Origin of the sequence: Corynebacterium sp. MSK041 (assembly GCF_030232265.1) — a bacterium.
GTDB lineage: Bacteria > Actinomycetota > Actinomycetes > Mycobacteriales > Mycobacteriaceae > Corynebacterium.
This window is the reverse complement of record NZ_JASPJK010000005.1, coordinates 33,597-55,293: the sequence shown is the minus strand read 5'-3', so window position 1 is coordinate 55,293 and position 21,697 is coordinate 33,597. Positions and strand designations below refer to the sequence as shown.

The 21,697-nt window shown below is 61.9% G+C and carries 23 protein-coding genes; 18 read left to right on the top strand and 5 right to left on the bottom strand.

What is annotated here, in order from left to right; all coding sequences use genetic code 11:
* Positions 1-102 precede the first annotated feature (102 nt).
* Positions 103-834: a biotin--[acetyl-CoA-carboxylase] ligase gene (locus QP968_RS05890; RefSeq protein ID WP_284855473.1), complete on the top strand. Its 732-nt coding sequence runs from the start codon at positions 103-105 to the stop codon at positions 832-834.
* A 10-nt stretch (positions 835-844) separates the two neighbouring features.
* Entirely contained in the window at positions 845-1,282 is a 438-nt protein-coding gene (locus tag QP968_RS05885) for a hypothetical protein (protein WP_284855472.1), read from the top strand.
* A gap of 11 nt (positions 1,283-1,293) precedes the next feature.
* Here the strand turns inward: QP968_RS05885 and budA are convergent, their stop codons facing one another.
* On the bottom strand, positions 1,294-2,019 hold the full coding sequence (gene budA, locus QP968_RS05880; protein WP_284855471.1) for an acetolactate decarboxylase: 726 nt from the start codon (positions 2,017-2,019) through the stop codon (positions 1,294-1,296).
* Between the two features lie 358 nt (positions 2,020-2,377).
* On the opposite strand from budA, the gene QP968_RS05875 reads away from it, so the two are divergent.
* Genes QP968_RS05875 through QP968_RS05865 form a run of 3 tightly spaced genes read left to right on the top strand, consistent with a single transcriptional unit; the run spans position 2,378 to position 4,611 of the window.
* Positions 2,378-3,595, top strand: coding sequence for a 5-(carboxyamino)imidazole ribonucleotide synthase (locus QP968_RS05875; protein ID WP_284855470.1), 1,218 nt, complete (start codon positions 2,378-2,380; stop codon positions 3,593-3,595).
* Between the two features lie 47 nt (positions 3,596-3,642).
* A complete protein-coding gene (purE, locus tag QP968_RS05870) occupies positions 3,643-4,143 on the top strand; it encodes a 5-(carboxyamino)imidazole ribonucleotide mutase (protein WP_284855469.1) in 501 nt (166 codons plus the stop codon).
* On the top strand, positions 4,144-4,611 hold the full coding sequence (locus QP968_RS05865; RefSeq protein WP_284855468.1) for a YdcF family protein: 468 nt from the start codon (positions 4,144-4,146) through the stop codon (positions 4,609-4,611).
* 3 nt (positions 4,612-4,614) lie between these two features.
* On the opposite strand, the gene QP968_RS05860 is transcribed toward QP968_RS05865, so the two are convergent.
* Entirely contained in the window at positions 4,615-5,292 is a 678-nt protein-coding gene (locus tag QP968_RS05860; RefSeq protein ID WP_284855467.1) for a TIGR03089 family protein, read from the bottom strand.
* A gap of 20 nt (positions 5,293-5,312) precedes the next feature.
* Positions 5,313-6,923 (bottom strand): LCP family protein, encoded by a 1,611-nt coding sequence (locus tag QP968_RS05855; RefSeq protein ID WP_284855466.1) that lies wholly within the window; start codon positions 6,921-6,923, stop codon positions 5,313-5,315.
* Between the two features lie 105 nt (positions 6,924-7,028).
* On the opposite strand from QP968_RS05855, the gene QP968_RS05850 reads away from it, so the two are divergent.
* From QP968_RS05850 to QP968_RS05840, 3 genes are all read left to right on the top strand, one after another.
* On the top strand, positions 7,029-7,931 hold the full coding sequence (locus tag QP968_RS05850; RefSeq protein ID WP_284855465.1) for a glycosyltransferase family 2 protein: 903 nt from the start codon (positions 7,029-7,031) through the stop codon (positions 7,929-7,931).
* Between the two features lie 100 nt (positions 7,932-8,031).
* Positions 8,032-9,120, top strand: a complete 1,089-nt coding sequence (gene manB / locus QP968_RS05845) for a mannose-1-phosphate guanylyltransferase (RefSeq protein WP_284855464.1) — start codon at positions 8,032-8,034, stop codon at positions 9,118-9,120.
* 303 nt (positions 9,121-9,423) lie between these two features.
* Positions 9,424-9,714, top strand: coding sequence for a WhiB family transcriptional regulator (locus tag QP968_RS05840; protein WP_370687010.1), 291 nt, complete (start codon positions 9,424-9,426; stop codon positions 9,712-9,714).
* 75 nt (positions 9,715-9,789) lie between these two features.
* Here QP968_RS05840 and QP968_RS05835 read toward each other — a convergent pair whose 3' ends face one another.
* The gene (locus QP968_RS05835; RefSeq protein ID WP_284855463.1) at positions 9,790-10,281 is read right to left on the bottom strand and encodes a metallopeptidase family protein; all 492 of its coding nucleotides are present in this window, start codon (positions 10,279-10,281) and stop codon (positions 9,790-9,792) included.
* A 96-nt stretch (positions 10,282-10,377) separates the two neighbouring features.
* Here QP968_RS05835 and QP968_RS05830 point away from each other — a divergent pair, with 96 nt between their 5' ends.
* Complete coding sequence (locus QP968_RS05830; protein WP_284855462.1) at positions 10,378-10,848, top strand: DUF3499 domain-containing protein; 471 nt, start codon at positions 10,378-10,380, stop codon at positions 10,846-10,848.
* 66 nt (positions 10,849-10,914) lie between these two features.
* Positions 10,915-12,321 carry a phosphomannomutase/phosphoglucomutase gene (locus QP968_RS05825; protein ID WP_284855461.1) on the top strand — a complete coding sequence of 469 codons (1,407 nt, stop codon included), beginning with the start codon at positions 10,915-10,917 and terminating at the stop codon, positions 12,319-12,321.
* Here QP968_RS05825 and QP968_RS05820 read toward each other — a convergent pair.
* A complete protein-coding gene (locus QP968_RS05820; protein ID WP_284855460.1) occupies positions 12,301-13,047 on the bottom strand; it encodes a hypothetical protein in 747 nt (248 codons plus the stop codon). The genes QP968_RS05825 and QP968_RS05820 overlap by 21 nt on opposite strands.
* 168 nt (positions 13,048-13,215) lie before the next feature.
* Between QP968_RS05820 and QP968_RS05815 the strand changes: the two genes are divergently transcribed.
* From QP968_RS05815 to hpf, 8 genes are all read left to right on the top strand, one after another.
* Positions 13,216-13,566: a DUF4259 domain-containing protein gene (locus QP968_RS05815; RefSeq protein WP_284855459.1), complete on the top strand. Its 351-nt coding sequence runs from the start codon at positions 13,216-13,218 to the stop codon at positions 13,564-13,566.
* Positions 13,567-13,635: 69 nt separating this feature from the next.
* Positions 13,636-15,084 carry an adenosylhomocysteinase gene (gene ahcY, locus QP968_RS05810; RefSeq protein WP_284855458.1) on the top strand — a complete coding sequence of 483 codons (1,449 nt, stop codon included), beginning with the start codon at positions 13,636-13,638 and terminating at the stop codon, positions 15,082-15,084.
* A gap of 39 nt (positions 15,085-15,123) precedes the next feature.
* The gene (locus QP968_RS05805) at positions 15,124-15,750 is read left to right on the top strand and encodes a dTMP kinase (RefSeq protein WP_284855457.1); all 627 of its coding nucleotides are present in this window, start codon (positions 15,124-15,126) and stop codon (positions 15,748-15,750) included.
* Between the two features lie 47 nt (positions 15,751-15,797).
* Positions 15,798-16,481: an MtrAB system response regulator MtrA gene (mtrA, locus tag QP968_RS05800; RefSeq protein ID WP_284855456.1), complete on the top strand. Its 684-nt coding sequence runs from the start codon at positions 15,798-15,800 to the stop codon at positions 16,479-16,481.
* 3 nt (positions 16,482-16,484) lie between these two features.
* Positions 16,485-18,149: an MtrAB system histidine kinase MtrB gene (gene mtrB, locus QP968_RS05795; RefSeq protein ID WP_284855539.1), complete on the top strand. Its 1,665-nt coding sequence runs from the start codon at positions 16,485-16,487 to the stop codon at positions 18,147-18,149.
* 192 nt (positions 18,150-18,341) lie between these two features.
* Positions 18,342-20,132, top strand: a complete 1,791-nt coding sequence (locus QP968_RS05790) for an LpqB family beta-propeller domain-containing protein (RefSeq protein WP_284855455.1) — start codon at positions 18,342-18,344, stop codon at positions 20,130-20,132.
* 19 nt (positions 20,133-20,151) lie between these two features.
* Positions 20,152-20,778: a ComF family protein gene (locus QP968_RS05785; protein WP_284855454.1), complete on the top strand. Its 627-nt coding sequence runs from the start codon at positions 20,152-20,154 to the stop codon at positions 20,776-20,778.
* A gap of 110 nt (positions 20,779-20,888) precedes the next feature.
* Entirely contained in the window at positions 20,889-21,563 is a 675-nt protein-coding gene (gene hpf, locus QP968_RS05780) for a ribosome hibernation-promoting factor, HPF/YfiA family (RefSeq protein ID WP_284855453.1), read from the top strand.
* Positions 21,564-21,697 lie beyond the last annotated feature (134 nt).

Here is a 21,697-nt window from a genome sequence, read left to right as displayed (position 1 = left end):
GGTATGAGTGAACCTGAGAAAACAGTCCGCATTGCGGACTCCCTGGGCTTTTGCTGATGCGCATTGCGGAGTCCGCAACAAGCCCCGTCTACGCTGAGGAACATGACTGTTCAGGATGTGGCGCGGATTCAAGCAGCCGTTGCGGAGTACTGGTCGGAGGTCCGACACGTGAACGTGTCAGAGTCAACCAACACAGAGCTCCTTGCCACGGGCGCGCCGGGGGTAGTGCTCATTGCGGACCAGCAAACCAGCGGCAAGGGCCGGCTGGGACGCGTGTGGGAAGCGCCCGCGGGTGCGAGCTTGCTCATGAGCGTGGCTATTGATCTGCCGCGCACGGATGACCTGGGCTTGGTCTCCCTCGCCGCGGGCTTGGCGGTTGTGGATGTGGTGCCGGAGGCTCGCTTAAAGTGGCCGAATGATGTGCTACTGAACGGCAAGAAATTCGTGGGCATCTTGGGGGAGATTGATATGCGCAACGGTTCCCCCATGCTGGTCGTCGGCCTCGGCGTCAACATCGACTGGGAAGAAGATTGCCTGCCCACGGACTGGTCCACCGCGCTCAACCTCCAAGGCATCACCGTCGACTGGGACGACTTCACCATCAATCTGCTCCGCGCGCTGGGCAAGCGGCTCATGCAGTGGCGCAACAAAGACACAATGCTTATGCGCGACTACCGCGACACCTCCGCCACCATCGGCCAGCGCGTCCGCCTGGAAACGTACAGCGGAGACGTCGTCGGGGTGGTCGATGACGTGGATGAGCGTGGGGAGATCGTCGTGGATGGAACAAGCTACTCAACTGGCGACGTGACTCATTTACGCCCCACCGATTAACCTGTGGGCCGTGGCAAAGATCAGACTCGGTAGGGGAGAAGTCGTATTGGCGGACATGGCTCCGCCACTACGCGCTTTAGTGTTCCCGTTTTTAGAGCTGATCATCCTCACCGCGCTGTCCTGGATGCTCATCGGCTGGATGGACGTCCACGGTATGGATGCGCAGCTGCGCAACATCGTGGTGCTGCTTTGGGCGATCCTGGCTTTATGGCGTTTCCTAAAGCCAGTTCTCCGCCTCCGCCGCCAGCGCTTCGTAGTAACCAATAAGCGCGTCGTGGCCATGAACGGCCGGTCTATTGAGTCCATTCCGTTCGTTCAAATCCGCGGCGCCCAGCGCCACCGCGGCGGAATCAGCATCGGCATATTCGGCTATCCCGAACCCATCTACTTCCCGGACGTCGGCCGCACCAAACGAGTGGAAGAACTCATCCGCCGCCAACTCCCCTAGGTGAGCAGGCTTTAGCCCTTCACCTCAGTGGTGTGAATCTGCTCATCAATGTCATCGGGGGAAAGGTTGCCCGCAGCGAAGTCGGCCGTGAGTGGGAGGCGCAGTTCCATGTCCGTGCCAGGGCAGAGTTCAATCACGGCGTCTTCCACCGTGTAATCAAGCACGTGCCCGCCGGACGTGCGCTCCTCATTGATGAAGTGGACGTGGCAGCCAGGCACCCCAATGCCCTTCGCGTACTTCGGCGTACGAAACCCACCGATGACCCCGCGCACATTGTCAAAGGTGATCTCCTTGTCATCGCCCACGGCATCACGCATTGGCGGGTACGGCTTGGATTGCTTCGTCACCGTTCGCGTGACCACGTTGGAAAACGTCCCACGAATCCGCACCGCATGAAAGTAGTTGCCCGAAGGTTCCACCCCATCAATGAACTTGGAAAGCTCGCTGCGCTTCATGCCCTTCGGAGCCTTAACGACGATCTTCGGCACAAAATTCGTCACCTGCGCAAACGGACTCACTTGGTCCAAATCCGCAATCGTCGCCGAACCGTCACTGCGAAGCTGGTAGCACGTGCCGTCCAGGATGATCATTTCTCCATCCAGTCCGTCAAAAGTACCCAGGCCGAAATTGCCCTTCGACAGAATCTCCCCGATGGTCATCTCCCCGTCATAAATCCCATCGAGCAGCGCTGACATGAGTGAATTCTGAAAAATTGTGTGGCGGCCCAAAGAAGTCATGATCCCGATGGTAGCGCGACTTCCACGATGCGAGCCGGGACCATCTCGGACCCGCAATCTGGCCGCGGTGTATAACGCTACAGACGATGCGGACATCCTTGTCCACTTCCCACGTCTTGCCGTCGATGACCTGTGCCGATGTCCGCTAAACAAGCGGACACACTCTGCGTCCGTTTCTCCACGCACCAAAGCCCCAGCTCACACCCTCACCACGCCACAATCGGACACATTTGTCCACATTCCCTCCAGCCATATACCCCGCAGCCCCACTCCGCTGGAACGTTGCTAAGACGTTGCTAGACCCTTTCGGGGAGGTCATCCGGCCGAGTGCAGCGATTGCTCAGTAGAGTAGGCACTCGTGAGCAACGCGAAGTCGAATCCGAAGTCAGATGCCACCCGCGACGCGCAGGGCATGCCCGTTCTTGCCGTGATCGGCGACGGCCAACTTGCGCGCATGATGCACACCGAAGCCATCGAGCTCGGTCTTGCACCCCGCGTGCTTGCTGGTGCGCCGGACTCGTCCGCCGCCCAGGTCTTCGGTGACGTGGAGATCGGGGATTACAAAAACCTCGATGACGTCAAACGCGTGTGTGCTGGCGCGACCGCCGCAACCTTTGACCACGAGCACGTGCCCAATGAGTTCCTCGACCAGCTCATCGCTGAGGGCATGAGCGTGCAACCACAGCCACACGCTTTGATCTTCGCTCAAGACAAGTTGGAGCAGCGCCGCAAGATGAAGGAGATCGGCGCCCCGGTGCCGGAGTTCGCTCCCATCGAAAGTGCGGATGATGCCGCTGAGTTCTTCGCTTCCGTCGATGGTGCGATGTGCCTGAAGGCAACGCGCGGTGGCTACGACGGACATGGAGTGTGGTTCCCGAAGACCGAAGAAGACGCGCGCGCCCTGGTCAGCGATCTGCTGGACAAGGGCACCCCGCTCTACGCTGAGCGGAAGATCAACTTCGACCGTGAACTGTCCGCCATGGTCGCGCGCACACCTTCCGGTGAGATCAAGGCATGGCCTGTCGTGGAGTCCCGCCAGCGGGATGGCATCTGTGTTGAAGCGATCGCGCCAGCCCCGGACATGACGGCTGAGCAAGCTGCGTTCTGCCAGGAGCTGGCCACGAAGATTGCTTCCGAACTGGACGTCACCGGTGTCTTGGCCGTGGAGCTCTTCGCCCACACGGACGCCTCCGGTGAACCAGCTGTCACGGTGAATGAGCTAGCCATGCGCCCACATAACACTGGTCACTGGACGCAGGACGGCTGCGTGACTAGCCAGTTTGAGCAGCATCTGCGTGCTGTTCTGGATTGGCCGCTGGGCTCGGTGGACACCACGGCTAACTACACCGTCATGGTGAACACTCTGGGCGCGGACGAAGAGCCGGCGCAGCCGATGGAAGAGCGCGTCATGGAGGTCATGCGTCAGTTCCCTGAGGCGAAGGTCCACTTGTACGGCAAGGGCTTCCGCCCGGGCCGCAAGATGGGTCACGTCAACGTGGCTGGCGCTGATCTGGATACGGTTCTGTCGCGGGCGAAGGCAGCGGCTGAGATCATTGTGAACGGAACTGCAAAATAGCACTGCGAAATAGCACTGTGGGAACTGAGTGAGCTGGGAGGAAAGCTATGCAACCGCAGGTTGGAATCATCATGGGTTCGGATTCGGACTGGGACACTGTCGCACCCGCAGCGGAGGTTCTCGCTGAGTTTGGCATCCGCTTTGAGGTGGGTGTTGTGTCCGCGCACCGCACCCCGGAAAAGATGCTGGCGTACGCCAAGAGTGCGCATGAGCGTGGCCTTGAGGTGATCATCGCGTGTGCTGGTGGCGCTGCACACCTGCCGGGCATGGTTGCTGCGGCGACGCCGTTGCCAGTAATCGGTATTCCGCGTGCGCTGGCTGATCTGGATGGCCTGGATTCTTTGCTGTCCATCGTGCAGATGCCGGGTGGTGTCCCGGTGGCCACGGTGTCCATCGGTGGTGCGAAGAACGCGGGCCTTCTCGCGGCGCGCATCCTGGGCACGGCTGATACGCAGATGCGTCAGAAGATGGTGGACTACCAGGTGAACATGGCTAATGAGGTGGAGCGCAAGGATGAGGCTCTACGGAAGCGTCTGCTTGGTGAGTAAGTGCCACACCCGTTAGTGATTTTGGGGGCGCGGGTGAGGGACGGGGAGCCGTCGTTAATGCTTGAGGCGCGCCTGCAAGCGGGCCTGGATCTGTATCGGGCGACGCGGCCACGCACTGTTGTGGTGACGGGCAAGGGGGAGTCCGCGGTGATGGCGCGGTGGCTCGTGGAGCGGGGCGTGGACCCGGCGGACGTGATTGAGGAGCCATGGGCGACGTCCACGAACGAGAATCTCGAGCGTTCCCGCGCGCTGCTGCCGGAGGCGGAGAAGCTGACGGTGGTGACTAACGGTTTTCATGTGGGGCGCACGCGGGTGTGGGCTTTGCACCTGGGGATTCCCATTGAGGTGGTGGCGGCGCCGACCCCGCGTAGGTCACGGGTGAAAAACTACGCGCGGGAGATCATCGCGGTGCCGCATTCGGCAGCGCGGGTGGCGTGGCGGCGGCTGTTGCACTGGTTGGACCGGTAAGGCCTACGTGAGTTGGCGGGTAACCTTTTCGGTCTCCGCGATGTGGGCAAGGCGCTCGGCAGAAGTCATGCCGGTGACAACGACGATGGAGCCGTTGGCGGCAAGCGGGGCAAGCACGTAGCGGTCGAATTCCTCGCGGTCGCGCCAGCCGGGAATGAGAAGGCGCTCCGAGGTATCGGTGATCTCCGGGTTGCGCCACTGGGCAAGATCAGGAGTCTCGCCGTAGTACTGGTCGCCGTAGAAGCGCACGGTGGGGCCGAAATCAACGGCGCCTAAGGGGAGCTGGCCACCGGATTCGACGACGCCACGACCGAAAGGATCATCGGACACCACAGCCACATCGGCGACACCGGCATCGGCCCACAGTTCCGCACGTGAAGTGGTGGTGAACACCAGGCGGGGTTCCGCGGAGGGGGTGCTGTTCTGTGCCGTATCCACAGTGGTGCTCAACCCGGCGGTGGAGATCCCGATGGGCAAGACGGCGGCCTGCCAGGAGACGGGTAGGTCGAGGAGGATTTCGGTGGGGGCATCGAATTCGTCGATAAGCATGTTGGCAATCTTGTTGGCCCAATTGTCCAACGTGATGGCGGAGAACTCCACGCGCGTGCCTGCTGTTTCGTCGTAGACGGTGAGGCGTGGGGCGGCGGGGTCGGTGGCCAGGAGTGGGGCGAGCATGCTCATGCGCCCCCATAGTAGAGGCTTTAGTTCACGCAGCGCGGGCCTGAGCCACCGGCATTGAACTCGGGCGCCACCTCGGCTGTGCCGAAATCCTCGCCCGGTGTGCCCACGGTGTTGGAGGAAGAGGTCGAGGGCTGTGGCAGGTCAACCGCTTCGGAGGTCGGGCCGACGTAATCGTCGGCGGTGACCACGATGAGGGAGGTGCTGTCCAGGCTCTCATTCACGGTGATAGGCAGGCCACCGAGCATGCGCGCCAGCTCAATTGCTGCCGGGTCATCCGCGCGGGCGGCAACGATCTGGGATTCGTAGTAGACACCCGGCATGGCGTTGGTCACGTTATCCACCGTGACGCCGTGTTCCTTCACGTATGCGCCGACACCCGCGGCCAGGCCGGGGGTGCTACCGGCATTGAGCACGTCCACGGTCTTGCCGTTCAACTCGGCGGGGGCTTCGGTTGGTGTGTTGTCCTGGTTGTTATCCCTGTCGTTGGCGTCGCTGGTGTCGCTGTTCTGCTCTTGCTCTTGCTCGCGCGAGAGGGTTTCCATGTAGGCGTGCACTTGGGCGACGTCGACGGTGACGATGGACTCGCCGTAATCACCCACGCCGTTGATAGAGGTCACCGGGATGGTTTGGAAGGTGACGTTGCCGGCGGCCAGGTCAGACATCTGCGTGGCCATGGACATGATGTCCCAGCCTTTATCCACGGTGACGGAACGCTCCACCGCCGTGGACAGTTCACGTAGCTTGTTCGGGTTGGACAGGGTGCCGGCGGAGATGATCTCATTGACCAGCGAAGCCATGAAGACCTGCTGGCGCACGATGCGGTCCAAGTCACCGCGCGGCAGGTCATGGCGTTGACGCACGAAGGCCAAGGCCTGTGCACCATCGAGGGTGGAGCGACCGGCGGGGAAGTTCGCGCCGGACAGTGGCTCATTCACGGCTTCATTGAGGCAGACTTCCACGCCGCCGACAGCATCCGTCAGCAGGACGAAGCCAAGCAGACCCACCTCGGCGTAGTGGTCAACTTCCACACCAGTGAGGTCCGCTACAGCATTGATCAGACCTTGCTGGCCAGCCTGAGCGACTTTCTCTTCGAGTTCGCGGCCTTCCACACCTTCGTTGACCAGTTCCTCGCGCTTCTGCAGGGCGTACTCGCCGTACACGCCGTTGATCTTGGTATTGCCCAAGCGGCGGTCACGGATGTAGGTGTCGCGGGGGATGGACACGGCGGTGGCACGGGAGCCATCATTAGGCACACGCACCACGATGATCGTGTCGGTGTTGAGCTCACCATCGGCCTCACCCGCGTTAAGGCGTGCGAGTTCCTCTTGGGTGAGTGGGTTGCCTTGCGCATCCGCGCGGGAATCGGAGCCGACAAGCAAGATGTCCACTGCACCGTCAGAGCCCTTGAGGTCATTCTTGTTGCCGTCTTTGCCGCCGAGTTCCAGGTCCGCACCGGCAAGGTTGGAACCCAACGTGCCCACCGAGTAGTAGCCCATGCCGGTGACCGCGAGGATGAGCACGGCGATTGCCGCCAGCGCGCTTTTGAGCAGCGGGTGGCCGACCTGGGACAAGTCTTTCACGCGCGACGGCGCCGGTTGAATGTCGCGCACAGGCCTGTACTTATCGCTCACAGAACGCCGCCCTTGATGTCGTGGTGCTGGTGGGATGAAATCAGGTTAGGAGTATACGGCAAGCACAGCCCATTTCCGTGTTGCAATGCTCTACACTTCCGCACTGTGAATACTCCGAGTGGGACGAAGCATCCAGCACCGTTGGCCGTAGTCACGGTGACATACAACCCAGGCCGGCACCTGCTGGCGCTCGCGGAGTCCCTGGGCGCGGCAACCCGGCACCCCACTCTGCTCGTGTGCGCGGACAACGGTTCTACCGACGGCGCCGCCCAGCAGTTAGCCCAGCAGCAGGACAACGTGGTGTACCTGCCCACTGGTGGCAACATTGGCTACGGTCCGGCGATCAACGCCGCGGCACAGGCGCTGACGCAGCAGCGCGCTGCCGGTGAGATCAACACCGACTACGTCCTCGTGGTCAACCCGGACGTGGAATTCATGCCCGGTTCCATCGACCGCCTCATTGAATGCGCGGACGCCAACCCGCGCGCCGGGGCAGTGGGACCACGCATTGAGGAGGCAGACGGTTCCGCGTACCCCTCCGCCCGCGAAGTACCCACCTTGGTCACCGGCATCGGCCACGCCGTGCTCTACCCGTTTTGGCCGGGCAATCCGTTCTCCCAGGCGTATAAGGCAGGGGAGGACCTCAGCCGACGCAGAGAAGCAGGCTGGCTTTCCGGCTCCTGTTTGCTCGTGCGCTGGGAGGCTTTTGACGCAATCGGTGGCTTCGACGAGCGCTACTTCATGTACTTCGAAGACATTGACTTCGGTGATCGGCTCACCCGTGCCGGGTGGCAGAACATCTTTACCCCGGACGCGATTATTGCGCATGATCAAGGGCATTCAGCGAAGAAATACTCTGCTGTCACCGTGCCCGCGCACCATGATTCCGCCTACCGCTTCCAGGCGGATCGCCTCCCGCACTGGTGGCAAGCCCCCGTCCGCGCCGCATTGTGGGCGGGCCTCAAAGGACGGGCGTTGCTGTTGCGCGTGCTGGGGCGCGGCGCGTAGATCTGGCCCCGTCAATAGCCGGGTTGCGTGCGTTGGCGGGTTAGGTTTAACCGAGAAACCATAAACACCAAAAACTTTGTGTTGAAGGAGACCTTGCCGTATGGCTCACAGCATTGATCCGTCAAAGGTTGACGCCGTTGTTCTGGTTGGCGGCCAAGGTACGCGGCTGCGCCCACTGACGGTGAATACACCGAAGCCGATGCTGCCCACGGCGGGCTACCCGTTCCTGGCGCACCTGTTGGCCCGCATCAAGGCGGCGGGGATCCAGCACGTGGTCATGGGCACCTCCTACAAGGCAGAGGTGTTTGAGGAGTACTTCGGTGACGGCTCCGAGTTCGGGCTGGAGATCGATTACGTCGTTGAGGAAGAAGCGCTGGGCACTGGCGGTGCGATCCGCAATGTGGAGCCGTACCTGCGCCATGAGACGGCCATGATCTTCAACGGTGATGTACTCTCCGGCGCAGACCTGAATGCCGTGCTGGCTACTCATGCTGAGCATGAAGCTGATGTCACCCTCCACCTCGTGCGCGTGCCTGATCCGAGCCAGTTCGGGTCCGTGCCCACGGACGGGGAGGGGCGTGTGCAGGCCTTCCTGGAGAAGACTGAGGCGCCGCCGACGGACCAGATCAATGCTGGCTGCTACGTCTTCCAGCGCGATGTTATCCGCCAGATCCCGGCTGGTCGCGTGGTCTCCGTTGAGCGTGAGACTTTCCCTGGCCTGCTCAAGTCCGGTGCGCGTGTGTGGGGGCACGTGGACATGTCTTACTGGCGTGACATGGGCCGTCCGAGTGATTTCGTGCAAGGCTCCTCGGATCTCGTTCGCGGCATCGCGCCCTCGCCGTTGCTGGAAGGTCGCGCGGGAGAATCGCTTGTCGACGACTCCGCCGGCATCGCCAGCGGCGCCATCCTCGTCGGTGGCACCTCCGTGGGCCGTGGCACCACGATCGGTGCGGGGTGCCGCCTGGATGACTGTGTGATCTTCGACGGTGTGACGGTGGAGCCGGGCGCGGTGATCCGTGATTCCATCATTGCCTCGGGTGCAACGATCGGCGCGAATGCCCGCATCCAGGACTGCGTCATCGGTGATGGCGTGAGTATTGGTGCGCGTTGTGAGCTGCAGGGCGGAATGCGTATTTGGCCGGGCGTGAGCATCCCGGATCTGGGAGTGCGTTTCTCCCCGGATGCGTAGCGACACGCCGAGGACCAGCCGATTAGTTGCCCCGACTTGGAGCGCCTACTACATGTAGTACCCCCGCTACCTACCCCCGGTGAAAAAGAGCTGTGACTGATGTGACTCATGTGGCGCCCCACAAGGGGGTCAACCAATATTCCTGCGGAAAACACTTCTTTTTGCAACATCTATGTTGACGCTATTTAGGGCCACGGGTTCTAATAACAAAGGTGTAACTAACCGATCCACGGTTACCGGCAGTGCCACAAGGGCGCCAAGGGCAAGGAAGTACCGACATAGAAAGGGGATGGCGTGGAAGACATGGTTGACAACGCCATTCTCCGCGGCGCAGCCGCGGGCGGAATGACCCTCGACGAACTCTTTGGCACCGTCGAGCAGGAGTGGCAGGACCAAGCGCTGTGCGCGCAGACGGACCCGGAAGCCTTCTTCCCCGAGAAGGGCGGCTCCACCCGTGAGGCTAAGCGCATCTGCCAGGCCTGCGCCGTCCGCGATGAGTGCCTTGAATACGCACTCGAGCACGATGAGCGCTTTGGTATATGGGGTGGTCTCTCCGATCGTGAGCGCCGCCGCCTACGCCGCCAGATTGGCTAGAGTAAAACCTGAATTCAGACCCGGCTTCAGCCGGGTTTTTGTTTTGCCGTGTTTGCGTTTCTGCTGGTGGCGCGTTTACCAGTTGAAACCCGGGTCAATATCCCGCGGGTCCAAATTCAGGTATTGCGCTACGAGTGCGGTGAGGATGATGGTGAGCAGCTCATGGCGCTCCACCGTAGAGTTGGTGCGCTGCTCTACCGGCATGCGGAAGATGACAATGCGGGCGCGCGTGGGGCGACCAGCACGGTCAACACCGGCCTGGAGCACACGCCCCAAAGGCACGGGGCCGTCCGCAAAGATCTCATCGGGCAGTACCGCCATATCCGCACGCAAACGCATGCGTGGGATGGTGTCCACCGCCAAGTCAACGCCGGCGAGCTGCTCAAAGTAGGCGTTCTGCAGTGGGGCATAGGCATCCAACACCGCTTGGTCAAAGGATGTGGAGCGTGTCCGGTACCGCGGAACAGCGACCGGGAGGAGTGGCCCCCGTGTGCCGCGACCGTGGCGGTCGCGCCGCGGTGGCAGGTGCGTTGGTCCGCTACCGGGGGAGGGGGCTTGGTTGGTCATATGGCCTAATGTAGGCGCGCCACTGCGGGGCCGAGTCCACGGCGCGCCGCGTGGCGCGGGAAGAAATTTGCGGGCGCGGGCCTACACTGGTGCACCGTGAGTACCTTCCGTCGTTGTTGCCGTCCGGGGTGTGGTCGCCCTGCTACCGCCACGCTTGTTTATGCGTACTCCGATAAAACCGCCATCGTTGGCCCGCTTTCCCCAACCACGGACCCACACGCGTGGGATCTGTGCAACCGCCACTCGGATCACATCACGGCTCCGGTGGGGTGGGAGATGGTGCGCATTGACGCGATTGAGCTTTCCGACGAGGAGGAGCTGACCGCTCTGGCCGAGGCAGTGCGTGAGGCTGGGCGTGTGACCACGGGACTGGTGGACACCACTCAGGATCCCATTGAGTTTGATGCGAACCGTGATGTGACTAACCCGCAGACCTCTAACCACCCCGTCTACCGCACGAAGCGGGTGGGGCAGCACCTGGCTGAGCACAAGGCAGCGCGTCGCGCGCACTTGAGTGTTGTGCCGGATCCAGAGAATCAGCAGGTAGAGCCCTCAGAAGAGGACTAAGTTAGCAGCTAATTTTCAGCGGTGCCTGCGCGGTTTAGTCCGGGCGATCGTCTAGGATCGATTGCCATGAATCAGCCAACCCAGAATCCTTCACCCCGCACTCGTGACCGCGCTGTTGTGGAGTCCGCGGTGAAAGCCTATGACGTCCGCGGCATCGTGGAGCCCTACCCGAATGCCGTGCTGGATGAGGACTTTGTCTTTGATGCCGGCGCTGCCTTCGCCTCCATTTTGCGCGAGGAAGGGGAGACCACCATTGCCGTCGGCTATGACATGCGTCCTTCCTCCCCGGCGTTGTCTGCGGCGTTCGGCCAGGGTGTGATGAGCCAGGGCCTCAACGTGCTGGACTTGGGGTTGACCTCCACGGATGAGCTCTACTTCGCAGCCGGCACCATCGGGTGTGCAGGGGCTATGTTCACTGCCTCCCACAACCCGGCGCAGTACAACGGCATCAAGCTTTGCCGCACGGGTGCTACGCCGGTCTCGCAGGATTCCGGTCTCGCCGAGATCACGCAGATGCTTATTCATGGCGTCCCCTCCTACTCCGGCACCCACGGCACCACCGAAAAGCGCGACGTGTTGGCGGACTATGCCACCTTCCTGCGCCAGCTGGTGCCGGTGAACACGGACCGCAACCTGGTCATCGCTGTGGACGCCGCGAACGGCATGGCCGGCCACACTGTGCCGGCCGTTCTGGATGACATGGATGTACGCCCGCTCTACTTCGAGCTGGACGGCACCTTCCCCAACCACGAGGCCAATCCGCTGGATCCGAAGAATTTGGTGGACTTGCAGGGATTCGTCGTGAAGCAAAAAGCTGATATTGGCCTTGCTTTTGATGGGGACGCGGACCGCTGCTTCGTTGTTGATGAGAAGGGGGATCCAGTGTCCCCGTCCGCGATTACCGCGCTGGTGGCGGAACGGACCCTAGAGCAGGCGCCGGGGGCGACGATCATTTACAACGCGATCACCTCGCGCGCGGTGCCGGAGCTCGTGGAGGCCAAGGGTGGCGTGCCGGTGCGCACCCGCGTGGGGCACTCCTACATCAAGGCGCAGATGGCGGATAAGGGCGCGTTGTTCGGTGGCGAGCACTCTGCCCACTACTACTTCGCCGAGTTCTTCAACGCGGACTCCGGCATGGTGGCTGCACTCCACGTGCTGGCCGCGCTAGCGGAGCAGGACAAGCCACTAAGTGAACTCATGGCGCAGTACAACCGCTACGCCGCCTCCGGCGAGATCAACTCTGAAGTCGCCGACCAGCAGGCTGCGATGGACGCTGTGGTGGCAGCCTTCGCCGACCGGACGGAGAACGTGGATCGCCTCGACGGTGTCACTGTTTCCCTGGCCAACACGAAGGCCTGGTTCAATGTGCGCGCGTCCAACACCGAGCCGCTGCTGCGCCTCAACGTGGAAGCGGAGACTGAAGAAGAAGTCGACGCGATTGTCAGCGAAGTTCTAGGAATTATCCGGGGTTAAGCTCGGAGCCTCTGCCTCCCGTGTGGAGGCGGAGAAAGGATCCTCCGGGCGAGGTTTCGGTTCCGGGGAATCCTCTGCACCTCCGGCATTGGGGGTGTTGGGCTCGGAGTTGTCTACGGTTCCTTGATCCGCACCCGACTGGCCCTCCGCTGGGGTGGTGGGGTTCTGGGTCGTGCCACCACCTGGGGTTGGGGTGCCGTCTGTCGGAACATCCGGGTTCGTGGTGTCTGGTATTGGCTCAGACGGGGTGCTCTCCACAACAGACGGGGAGGGTTGACGCGTTGTCCGCGCGGAGGGGGAATCGCTGCGTTCGCTGTCGCTGAAACGCGGACGGTTCTGCGGTGCGGCATTGGGCGGGCGGTACATATCTTCCGCCTGCTCACGCGTTGCCTGACCAGCAGTGCCATTTAGCTTGGCGTTGTGCGGGGCAAGCGGATCACGCGGGGAACCCGAATCCCACCGTGGTGATGCAGCAAGCGTAGTGGAAGCACCGTTGTTGCGGTGGCTCGTGGTCTGCTCTGCGCGTGGCGTCGTCTTTTCTGTCTGCGCCGTGTGTTGCTCCTTCGAAGCATCAGCAGCAGTGACAGGGTGGCCGGCATAGTCCGACTTATCAGACGCCATGCTCACGCCCGAATCCGGCAACTTCCACACGACCAAGCCGAGCACAACCGCCAAGCCCAGGCCAATGGCCATGAAGGCGGCGAATCTGCGGCCGGTCAATTCCATGCCGGGGTCTCCTCATCTGTTGCACAACCGTTGTGGGTAACAACTTGATAACAAGTTACCAGGTGAAAGACGTGTTGCGCCACCCTTGGTGGGGAAAAAGGGGCGAGGAGGATAAGCAAAACGCTCATTTTGTGGACAGAGCGAGCATGACGCACTAAGAAATGAGACATGAGCACCTGGGACACTTATATCTTCAGCGAAGACGTCAACGTTGACTTCCTTGATGAGCTCGCTGGGCTGGAGCCCGACGAGACCGCAGAGGCAGTGCGCGACGCGTGCCTGCTGGCAGTGGATGATGCGGCCTCCGAAGACGAGATCCTCAACGGCCAAGCTGCTGCCACCATCGCGGCGATCTGGGCGGGCGCACCGTTCTCCGCCGGCGAGATCGCAAGCTCCTACAGCTTCTTGCGCGGTGCGTCTGTGGAGCTGGATGAGAAGCTTATTGACGCCGCGGTGAGCATCCTCGAATCCATCGACGCGGAGCAGGACGTAGACCAGTTCCTCGAGGCACTGTCCTAAGACAAGCGGCGGGCACGTATCCTCGTTGGGTAGCAAAACCCAATGAGGCCTAACGAGGAGAGTGCCCACATGACCCAGCTTCGCCCCAACGACTACAAGGTCGCTGACCTGAGCCTGTACGAGTCCGGCCGCAAGCAGATCGAGCTGGCTGAACACGAGATGCCCGGTCTGATGCAGCTGCGCCGTGAATACGCTGATGAGCAGCCGCTGGCGGGCGCGCGCATTGCAGGTGCAATCCACATGACCACGCAGACGGCTGTGCTCATTGAAACCCTGGCCGCCCTGGGCGCGGAGGTTCGCTGGGCCTCCTGCAATATCTTCTCCACCGAGGATCCGGCTGCTGCCGCCATCGTCGTGGGCAAAGACGGCACCCCGGAGAACCCGCAGGGCGTACCGGTTTTCGCATGGAAGGGCGAGACCCTCGACGAGTACTGGTGGTGCATGAACCAGATCTTCAGCTGGGGCGAGGGCGTGCTGCCGAACATGATTCTGGATGATGGCGGCGATGCCACCATGGCCGTGATCAAGGGCGCCGAATTTGAAAACGCCGGCGCTGTGCCGAGCAACGATGACACAGACTCGGATGAGCAGGTAGCCTTCTACAACATGCTGCGCGAAACCCTGGCAGCTGAACCTCAAAAGTGGTCTTTGACGGCCGAGGCCGTCAAAGGCGTGACTGAAGAAACCACCACTGGCGTCCACCGCCTCTACCACTTTGCCAACGAGGGCACCCTGCCGTTCCCAGCGATGAACGTGAATGACGCGGTGACCAAGTCCAAGTTTGATAACCGCTACGGCACCCGCCACTCCGTCCTCGATGGCCTGAACCGCGGTACCGACATGCTCATCGGCGGTAAAAAGGCCCTCGTCTGCGGTTACGGCGATGTGGGTAAGGGCGTGGCTGAGGCGCTCGACGGCCAGGGCGCCATCGTGTCGGTCACCGAGGTTGACCCGATCAATGCTCTCCAGGCACTCATGGACGGCTACAAGGTGGTTACTGTCGACGAGGCTATTGCCGACGCGGACATTGTCATCACCGCCACCGGCAACCTAGGCGTGATCACCTTCGACGACATGCTCAAGATGAAGGACCACGCCGTACTTGGCAACATCGGCCACTTCGACAACGAAATCGACATGGCCTCGCTCCTGCACCGCGAGGACGTCACCCGCGACAACATCAAGCCACAGGTTGACCTGTTCACCCTGCCCAGCGGCAACTCCATCATCGTGCTCTCCGAAGGTCGCCTGCTGAACCTGGGTAACGCCACCGGCCACCCGTCGTTCGTGATGTCCAACTCATTCGCCGACCAGACCATCGCCCAGATCGAGCTGTTCACCAACGGCGACAACTACGACAACCAGGTGTACCGCCTGCCCAAGATCCTCGACGAGAAGGTCGCCCGCATCCACGTGGAAGCCCTCGGCGGCAACCTCACCGAACTGTCCAAGGAACAGGCTGAGTACATCGGCGTCGACGTTGCCGGCCCGTACAAGCCGGAACACTACCGCTACTAGCTAGCTGTCGTTAGACAGCTAGCTAGGAAGGAGAACCAGTTGATCGTTGCATTCGAAGGCATCGATGGTGCCGGGAAGAACACGCTGGTCCAAGCGCTCATCCGTGAGCTTGCACAAATGGATGGCATTACTGGTGTGGCCACCATGTCGTTCCCGCGCTACCACGAATCCATCCACGCCCAGATCGCTGCAGAGGCACTCCACGGCAACATGGGGGACCTGGTGGATTCCGCCCATGGCATGGCAGTGATGTTCGCGTTGGACCGCGCTGGGGCGGGGGAGGAGTTGGGGCAGTGGGCGGCGTCGACAAGCGATATTCTCCTGCTTGACCGCTACGTGGCCTCGAATGCGGCGTACACATCCGCGCGCACCGGGAACGTGGAGGACCGCGCGTGGGTGGCGGACCTGGAATTTGACAAGCTGGGTCTGCCACGGCCGGACCTGCAGGTCCTCGTGGATACTGCGCCGGAGACAGCGCGCGAACGTGCCGCGAAACGCGAAAGCCTGGATGCCTCCCGCACACGCGATAAATACGAGCGCGACACCGCCCTCCAAGACACGACTTTTGCAGCCTACGCGGACATGGCGGATACGGGCTGGGAGGGTCGGTGGATTCGTGCCTGCGAATCTGCGCCTATCATTCAAGCTGTTAAGGCACTGCGATAAAGCTTTATCCCCAGCCACCCCACGGTTCACTGTTGTAAGGAGCGAAGGTGACGCCCAAGATTCTTGTGGTCGACGACGACCCCGCTATTTCAGAGATGCTGACCATCGTGCTGGAAGCAGAAGGGTTCGAAGCAGTCCCCGTGATGGACGGCATGGAAGCTGTACCGGCATTCCACAGCAACAACCCGGACCTCATTCTGCTGGACCTGATGCTGCCCGGCATGAGTGGCGTGGACATTTGCAAGGAGATCCGCAAGGAATCCAATGTGCCGATTGTCATGCTCACCGCCAAGACAGACACTGTCGATGTGGTGCTGGGCTTGGAATCGGGGGCGGACGATTACATCACCAAACCCTTCAAACCACGCGAACTCATCGCCCGTATTCGTGCTCGCCTGCGCCAGACGGCGGAGGAGCCGAGCGAGATCCTGGAGATCGGGGATTTGCTTATCGACGTTCCCCAGCACATCGTCACCCGCGACTCCGAAGAAATTAACCTCACCCCACTCGAGTTTGACCTGCTGGTGGAACTCGCCCGCAAACCGCACCAAGTACACACACGCGAAGAGCTGCTTGAGTCCGTCTGGGGGTACCGCAATGCCTCCGACACCCGCCTGGTGAACGTGCACGTGCAGCGCCTGCGTTCCAAGATTGAACGCGATCCGGAAAACCCCGAGATCGTCCTCACCGTCCGTGGCGTGGGCTACAAGACTGGGCGCGCGGGGGTGTAAATCCTGGCTAACTTCCTCAGCACAACGCGGGAGAGGTTCGCCCATAGTTGGCGTACCTCACTCCAAGTGCGCTTCGTGGCCACTATTTTGCTGGTGTCCACGATTGTCATGGGTGTGCTGGGCCTCGCCTTAGCATCAGTGGTGACCCAGCGTTTGGTGGATCTGAAGATCTCCAACGCGGAGACAGACATCGTCCGCGTGCGCGCCCAAGTGGAAGAGCAGCTGAGTAACTCCACCACCACAACGTCCATTCAAGGGCGCCTCAACACCGCGCGTGCGGCCCTGGCGCAGCGCTCTCAACAGGACAAATCCGCAACGGGCTCCTATGAGATCGTGCTGCTGGCCCCCACCAGTGCGGGCACGGTGACCTCACCGGAGAACTTTGCTATCCCAGAACGCCTGGTGGACTTTGTCTCCCAGGACCAGGTGGCATACCAGTTCTGGCCCACGCAGCATGAGGGGCGGGCGTTCAACGCCCTCATCATCGGCACACCCACCAATTCTGACATCCCGGACCTGCAGCTGTACCTGGTCATGGACATGGAACCGGAGCGCCAAACCTTGGCCCTCATGCGTGGTCTGCTTACATCTGCCGGTGTGGTGGTGGTTGTGCTGCTGGTGGGCATCGCTTGGATCTCGTCCCAGCAGCTGGTTGCCCCGGTGCGTTCCGCCTCCCGCATTGCGGAGCGCCTTGCCGCCGGTCATCTGCGTGAACGCATGGCCGTGGAAGGTGAGGACGAGATGGCACGCCTGGCCCTGTCTTTCAATGACATGGCAGACAAACTCTCCAGCCAGATCAACCAGCTGGAGGAATACGGTGACCTGCAGCGGCAGTTCACCTCCGATGTTTCGCACGAGCTACGCACCCCGCTGACCACCGTGCGTATGGCCGCCGACATGATCGCGGACGATGAGGACAGCCTGGAACCCCATACGCGCCGCGCCTCACAGTTGATGATCCGCGAGTTGGATCGCTTCGAAGCCTTGCTTGCGGATCTGCTGGAAATTTCGCGGCACGACGCCGGCGTGGCCGAACTCTCCGCTACCAACATCGACGCACGCAGCCCCATCGAATCCGCCTGGGCGCAAACCAGCCACTTGGCGGAAGAACTCGATGTGGCCGTTGAATTTGATGTGCCGGACCACTCGGTGCCGATGGTGGGGGACCCGCGCCGTATCGAGCGCATCGTGCGCAACCTGCTGGCCAATGCGATCGACCACTCCGAAGGCAACCCCGTCACCCTTGCTCTGGTGGAGGGAGAAGACGCCGTGGCCATCACCGTCACCGATGGTGGTGTGGGCCTGAAACCAGGCCAGGAAGAGCTGGTGTTCAACCGCTTCTGGCGCGCGGATTCCTCCCGCAAGCGCCACTCCGGTGGAACCGGCCTGGGGCTGGCCATCTCGCGCGAAGACGCCCAGCTGCACAACGGCATCCTGGATGCCACCGGCACCCCAGGCGTTGGCTCCCAGTTCCGCCTCATCCTGCCGCGCGACCCCGAGGCCGGCTTCACCCACGAGCCCGTAGCTCTGCAAGTTCAGGAGCCAAACGCGGTGCCAGAGGCGAAATCAGGTTTGGACATGGGGGCGCCGACAAAGGTTCCCGCGAGCCTAGAGACAAACCTGAATTCAGGACCCGGCGCGACAACAGCAGAAAAGGGGGAGGCATGAATGCGAGGAGGTAACCTGCGCACCACGTGTGTCGCCGTGGCCGCTGTGCCAGAGGCGAATTCAGGTTTTGTCATAGGATCGCCGACAGGGGTACCCGCGGGCGCGCCGCCGGCCCTTGGAGCAAACCTCAATGCAAAGTCAGGCGCGAAAACGGCAGAGAATACAGAGAAAACTGTGAAGGGGGAGGCATAAATGCGAGCCTTGAACTTCCGCACCACGGTTGTCGCAGTGGTCACTGCACCGGTGCTGTTTTTTGCTGCTGGGTGCGCCACCTTGCCTACCAGCACAGAACCGCATGCTTTGAGCACGTTTGAGCAGCGCCAGGACACGGTGTTGGAGCAAGCCCCGCCAGATGGCATGGAGCCGGACTTGTTGTTGCGCGAGTTCTTCGCGGCTTCAGCCAACCCCACGGGCAATTTTGAGGTGGCGCGCAAGTACTTGACCCAGGAGATGGGCAAGGAGTGGAAGCCCAGTGAGTCCACGATTGTGTTGGATACGTTTGAGATGACCTCGCGTGCCACCGCGGAGCCGAATACCCGCGCGTATGTGGTCACCGGCCGGATCATTGGCACACTTCAGCCGGGTGGCGCTTTCACCCCGGCGCATCGCGGTTATGAGGCCACGATGGAGCTCACCCAGGAAGACGGCCAGTGGCGCGTGTCTAACCTGCCCAATGATGTGGTGGTGGATCGTACGGATCTGCGCAACCATTACGAGCCACGCAATTTGTACTTCTACGACAGCACAGGCCAGCGTCTTGTCGCGGACCGCCGTTGGGTGTACTCCCGCGTGAACTCCATTGGTTCGACACTGCTGTCCATGCTTGTCTCAGGTCCTTCTGAGCGCATCGCACCCGCTCTTACTCCGGCGCTGCCGGAGGATTCCCCCACGGTGGCCTACACCGGTATGAAGGACGGGGTCTACCAATTCACCGGCCTGGCTGGTGCGGATGAACAAACCCGCGCCCGCTTCGCCGCGCAGGTCGCCTGGACGCTGCAGGGCGCTGGGGAAGTTGGGCCCTATTCCGTCTCCGCCGATGGGGCAGGTCTTATCGGGGATAGCTTTGACATCAGCACCGATGATTTTGAGAACCTGAACCCGGTGCCCATCGCCGAAGCCGGGCCGGATTTGTACACCTTGTCCAACGGAACTGTCTCTGCCGTCACGGATCTAGATAGCGTGGCGCCAGCCAAGGTGGAGCAGGTTTCTGGCCTGAATTCTTTGGGCAACATCTCCCAGATTGATATCGGGGATGATGGCCTCTACGCCGCGGCTGTGAACGTGGATGATCAGCATCAGTCCCTCGTGGTGGGCAGCGTGGGTGGAAATTCGCAAGAGGTGCTCGTAGCCGGCAGTCTCACCCGTCCGAGTTTGGAGCCGGATCACAGTGGCGCCTGGGTGGTAGAAGACGGCAAGCGTGTCGTGCGTGCTGTGCGTTCTGCTGCAACCGGGGACGTGGTGGTCAGTGACGTTGCCCTCACGTTGCCCGATGGACTCATCCCCGCGAACGCGCAAGACGCCGATGGGGAAGACCGCGACGCCACCGGGGAGATCACCGTGCTGCGCCTGTCCCACACAGGTGCACGCGTGGCCATGGTGATTGACGGACACCTCGTGGTCGGTGTGGTGGAGCGCCAGGAGGATGGCAAACGCGCCATCGTCAACACCGTGAAGTACGCCGCCGACTTGGATGGCTCGGCGGTTTCCGCGGATTGGCAGCCGGACGGCTCGCTCCTCGTGGGTACCTCCAACCGCCAGTCGCCGATCGTTCGCGTGGACCAGGACGGTTTTTCCACCACCACGTTGCCGTCGGGCAATATCGGTGGCCCCGTCGTCGCCGTCGGCGCGAATAGCTCGATGATGTACATCACCGATTCCAAGGTGATCATGCGCATGCCCACCTCCACCCGCGATTCGCTAAACTGGCGCGAGGTCCCCGGCCTGCAAGGCGTGCGCGCGGCTCCCGTCCTGCCTAAGCCGTAGTGTCCGGAATAACAGGCTCATGACAGGTCTCGCACACCAACTCGGGGAGCTCCTCCTCCCGCGCGCGTGCGCAGGCTGTGGCGCGCCGGGTTATCTGCTATGTTCCACGTGCAAGAAGGGCCTGGCCACGCCACCTTTTCAGCACACCCCAAACTTGTCCGTGCACGTGCCGGTCTTCGCACTCGGCCCCTACGACGCGCCGCACCGCGGGGTCATCTTGGCAATGAAGGAGAAAAAGAACCTCGCCGTCCGCCGTCACATCGGCGCAGTCCTCGCTGCCGCGCTCGACTACTTGGAGGCACGCGGCGAGATCACCCCAGGCGCGCATCTCATCCCCGCACCCACACGCCCCAGCGCAGCACGTGCACGCGGAGGCGATCCTGTCTCAGCTGTGTGCCACGCCAGCGGGCACCCCACACACGACGTCTTTTCGCTTATCGACGCCACCCCGGACCAAGCCTCCCTCGACGAATCCGCCCGCCGCCGCAACCTCACCGGCAATGTTCAGATCAGCGCTGTTCCCCATGGCCCACTCATCGTGGTGGATGATGTGGTGACGACGGGGGCGACGTTGCAGGCGAGCGTCGAAAAGCTTCTTGTGCATGGCGGAAACCCCGTGGCGTGCGTGGTTCTCGCGGCGGCGTAAGCCAGGGGCGAACTCGTAGCAGAAGCCGAAACGACACCGGTATAATTCTTAGTGGAACCGTTCCCTAGCCCGCCGTCAGTTCGCGGGCACTGAATGCAAGGAGGAAGCAGATGACCTCTGCAGACGACCGCCCCCAAGACGTCCTGAGCCCCTCAGCACAGGTGACCATCACCGGCCGCAACGTTGAGGTTCCGGAGCACTTCCAGGAACGGGTCAATGGCAAGCTGGCCAAGATTGAGAAGCTCGACCCGACGTTGACTTTCTTCCACGTTGAGCTGCAGCACGAGCCGAACCCGCGCCGCGAAGCGCAGGCTAACCGCATCCAGATCACCGCAACCGGCAAGGGCCACCTCGCCCGCGCTGAGGCGAAGGAAGACAGCTTCTATGCCGCACTGGAGTCCGCCGTTGGCAAGATGGAGCGCTCCCTGCGCAAGGTGAAGGTCCGCCGCGAGATCTCCATGGGCGGCCACCGTAAGCCGAAGTCCACTGGTGAGATCGCAGCAGAGCTCGCTGCAGAAGCCGCACAGGCACGCGCGAAGGCTGAGGAAGCACCGGCTGATCCGTACGCAGACACCGTTGAGGATCACGTGCCAGGCCACGTTGTGCGTACCAAGGAGCACCCGGCAACCCCGATGACCGTCGACGATGCTCTGTCCGAGATGGAGCTGGTAGGCCACGATTTCTACCTGTTCATCAACTCTGAGACGAACCGTCCGTCGGTGGTGTATCGCCGTCACGCATATGACTACGGCCTGATCACCCTCGTGCCGGAGGATGCAGAGTAAACCTGCGTTTTGAGTCGCATCTCCCGCCCACTGGTTTGTTGCCGGTGGGCGGGATTTCTCGTCTCGGACGAGGCTCCCACCATCCTCCAAGGTCCCCGGAAGTAGGGCCGAAGCTGTATGTGCGTAGAATAGCG

Bases quoted from the DNA above. Each gene is read 5' to 3' on its own strand.
- QP968_RS05890 (WP_284855473.1), top strand. From the start codon at position 103: ATGACTGTTCAGGATGTGGCGCGGATTCAAGCAGCCGTTGCGGAGTAC.
- budA (WP_284855471.1), bottom strand. From the start codon at position 2,019: ATGACTTCTTTGGGCCGCCACACAATTTTTCAGAATTCACTCATGTCA.
- purE (WP_284855469.1), top strand. From the start codon at position 3,643: ATGCAACCGCAGGTTGGAATCATCATGGGTTCGGATTCGGACTGGGAC.
- QP968_RS05860 (WP_284855467.1), bottom strand. From the start codon at position 5,292: ATGAGCATGCTCGCCCCACTCCTGGCCACCGACCCCGCCGCCCCACGC.
- manB (WP_284855464.1), top strand. From the start codon at position 8,032: ATGGCTCACAGCATTGATCCGTCAAAGGTTGACGCCGTTGTTCTGGTT.
- QP968_RS05840 (WP_370687010.1), top strand. From the start codon at position 9,424: ATGGTTGACAACGCCATTCTCCGCGGCGCAGCCGCGGGCGGAATGACC.
- QP968_RS05835 (WP_284855463.1), bottom strand. From the start codon at position 10,281: ATGACCAACCAAGCCCCCTCCCCCGGTAGCGGACCAACGCACCTGCCA.
- QP968_RS05825 (WP_284855461.1), top strand. From the start codon at position 10,915: ATGAATCAGCCAACCCAGAATCCTTCACCCCGCACTCGTGACCGCGCT.
- QP968_RS05820 (WP_284855460.1), bottom strand. From the start codon at position 13,047: ATGGAATTGACCGGCCGCAGATTCGCCGCCTTCATGGCCATTGGCCTG.
- QP968_RS05815 (WP_284855459.1), top strand. From the start codon at position 13,216: ATGAGCACCTGGGACACTTATATCTTCAGCGAAGACGTCAACGTTGAC.
- ahcY (WP_284855458.1), top strand. From the start codon at position 13,636: ATGACCCAGCTTCGCCCCAACGACTACAAGGTCGCTGACCTGAGCCTG.
- QP968_RS05790 (WP_284855455.1), top strand. From the start codon at position 18,342: ATGCGAGCCTTGAACTTCCGCACCACGGTTGTCGCAGTGGTCACTGCA.
- QP968_RS05785 (WP_284855454.1), top strand. From the start codon at position 20,152: ATGACAGGTCTCGCACACCAACTCGGGGAGCTCCTCCTCCCGCGCGCG.
- hpf (WP_284855453.1), top strand. From the start codon at position 20,889: ATGACCTCTGCAGACGACCGCCCCCAAGACGTCCTGAGCCCCTCAGCA.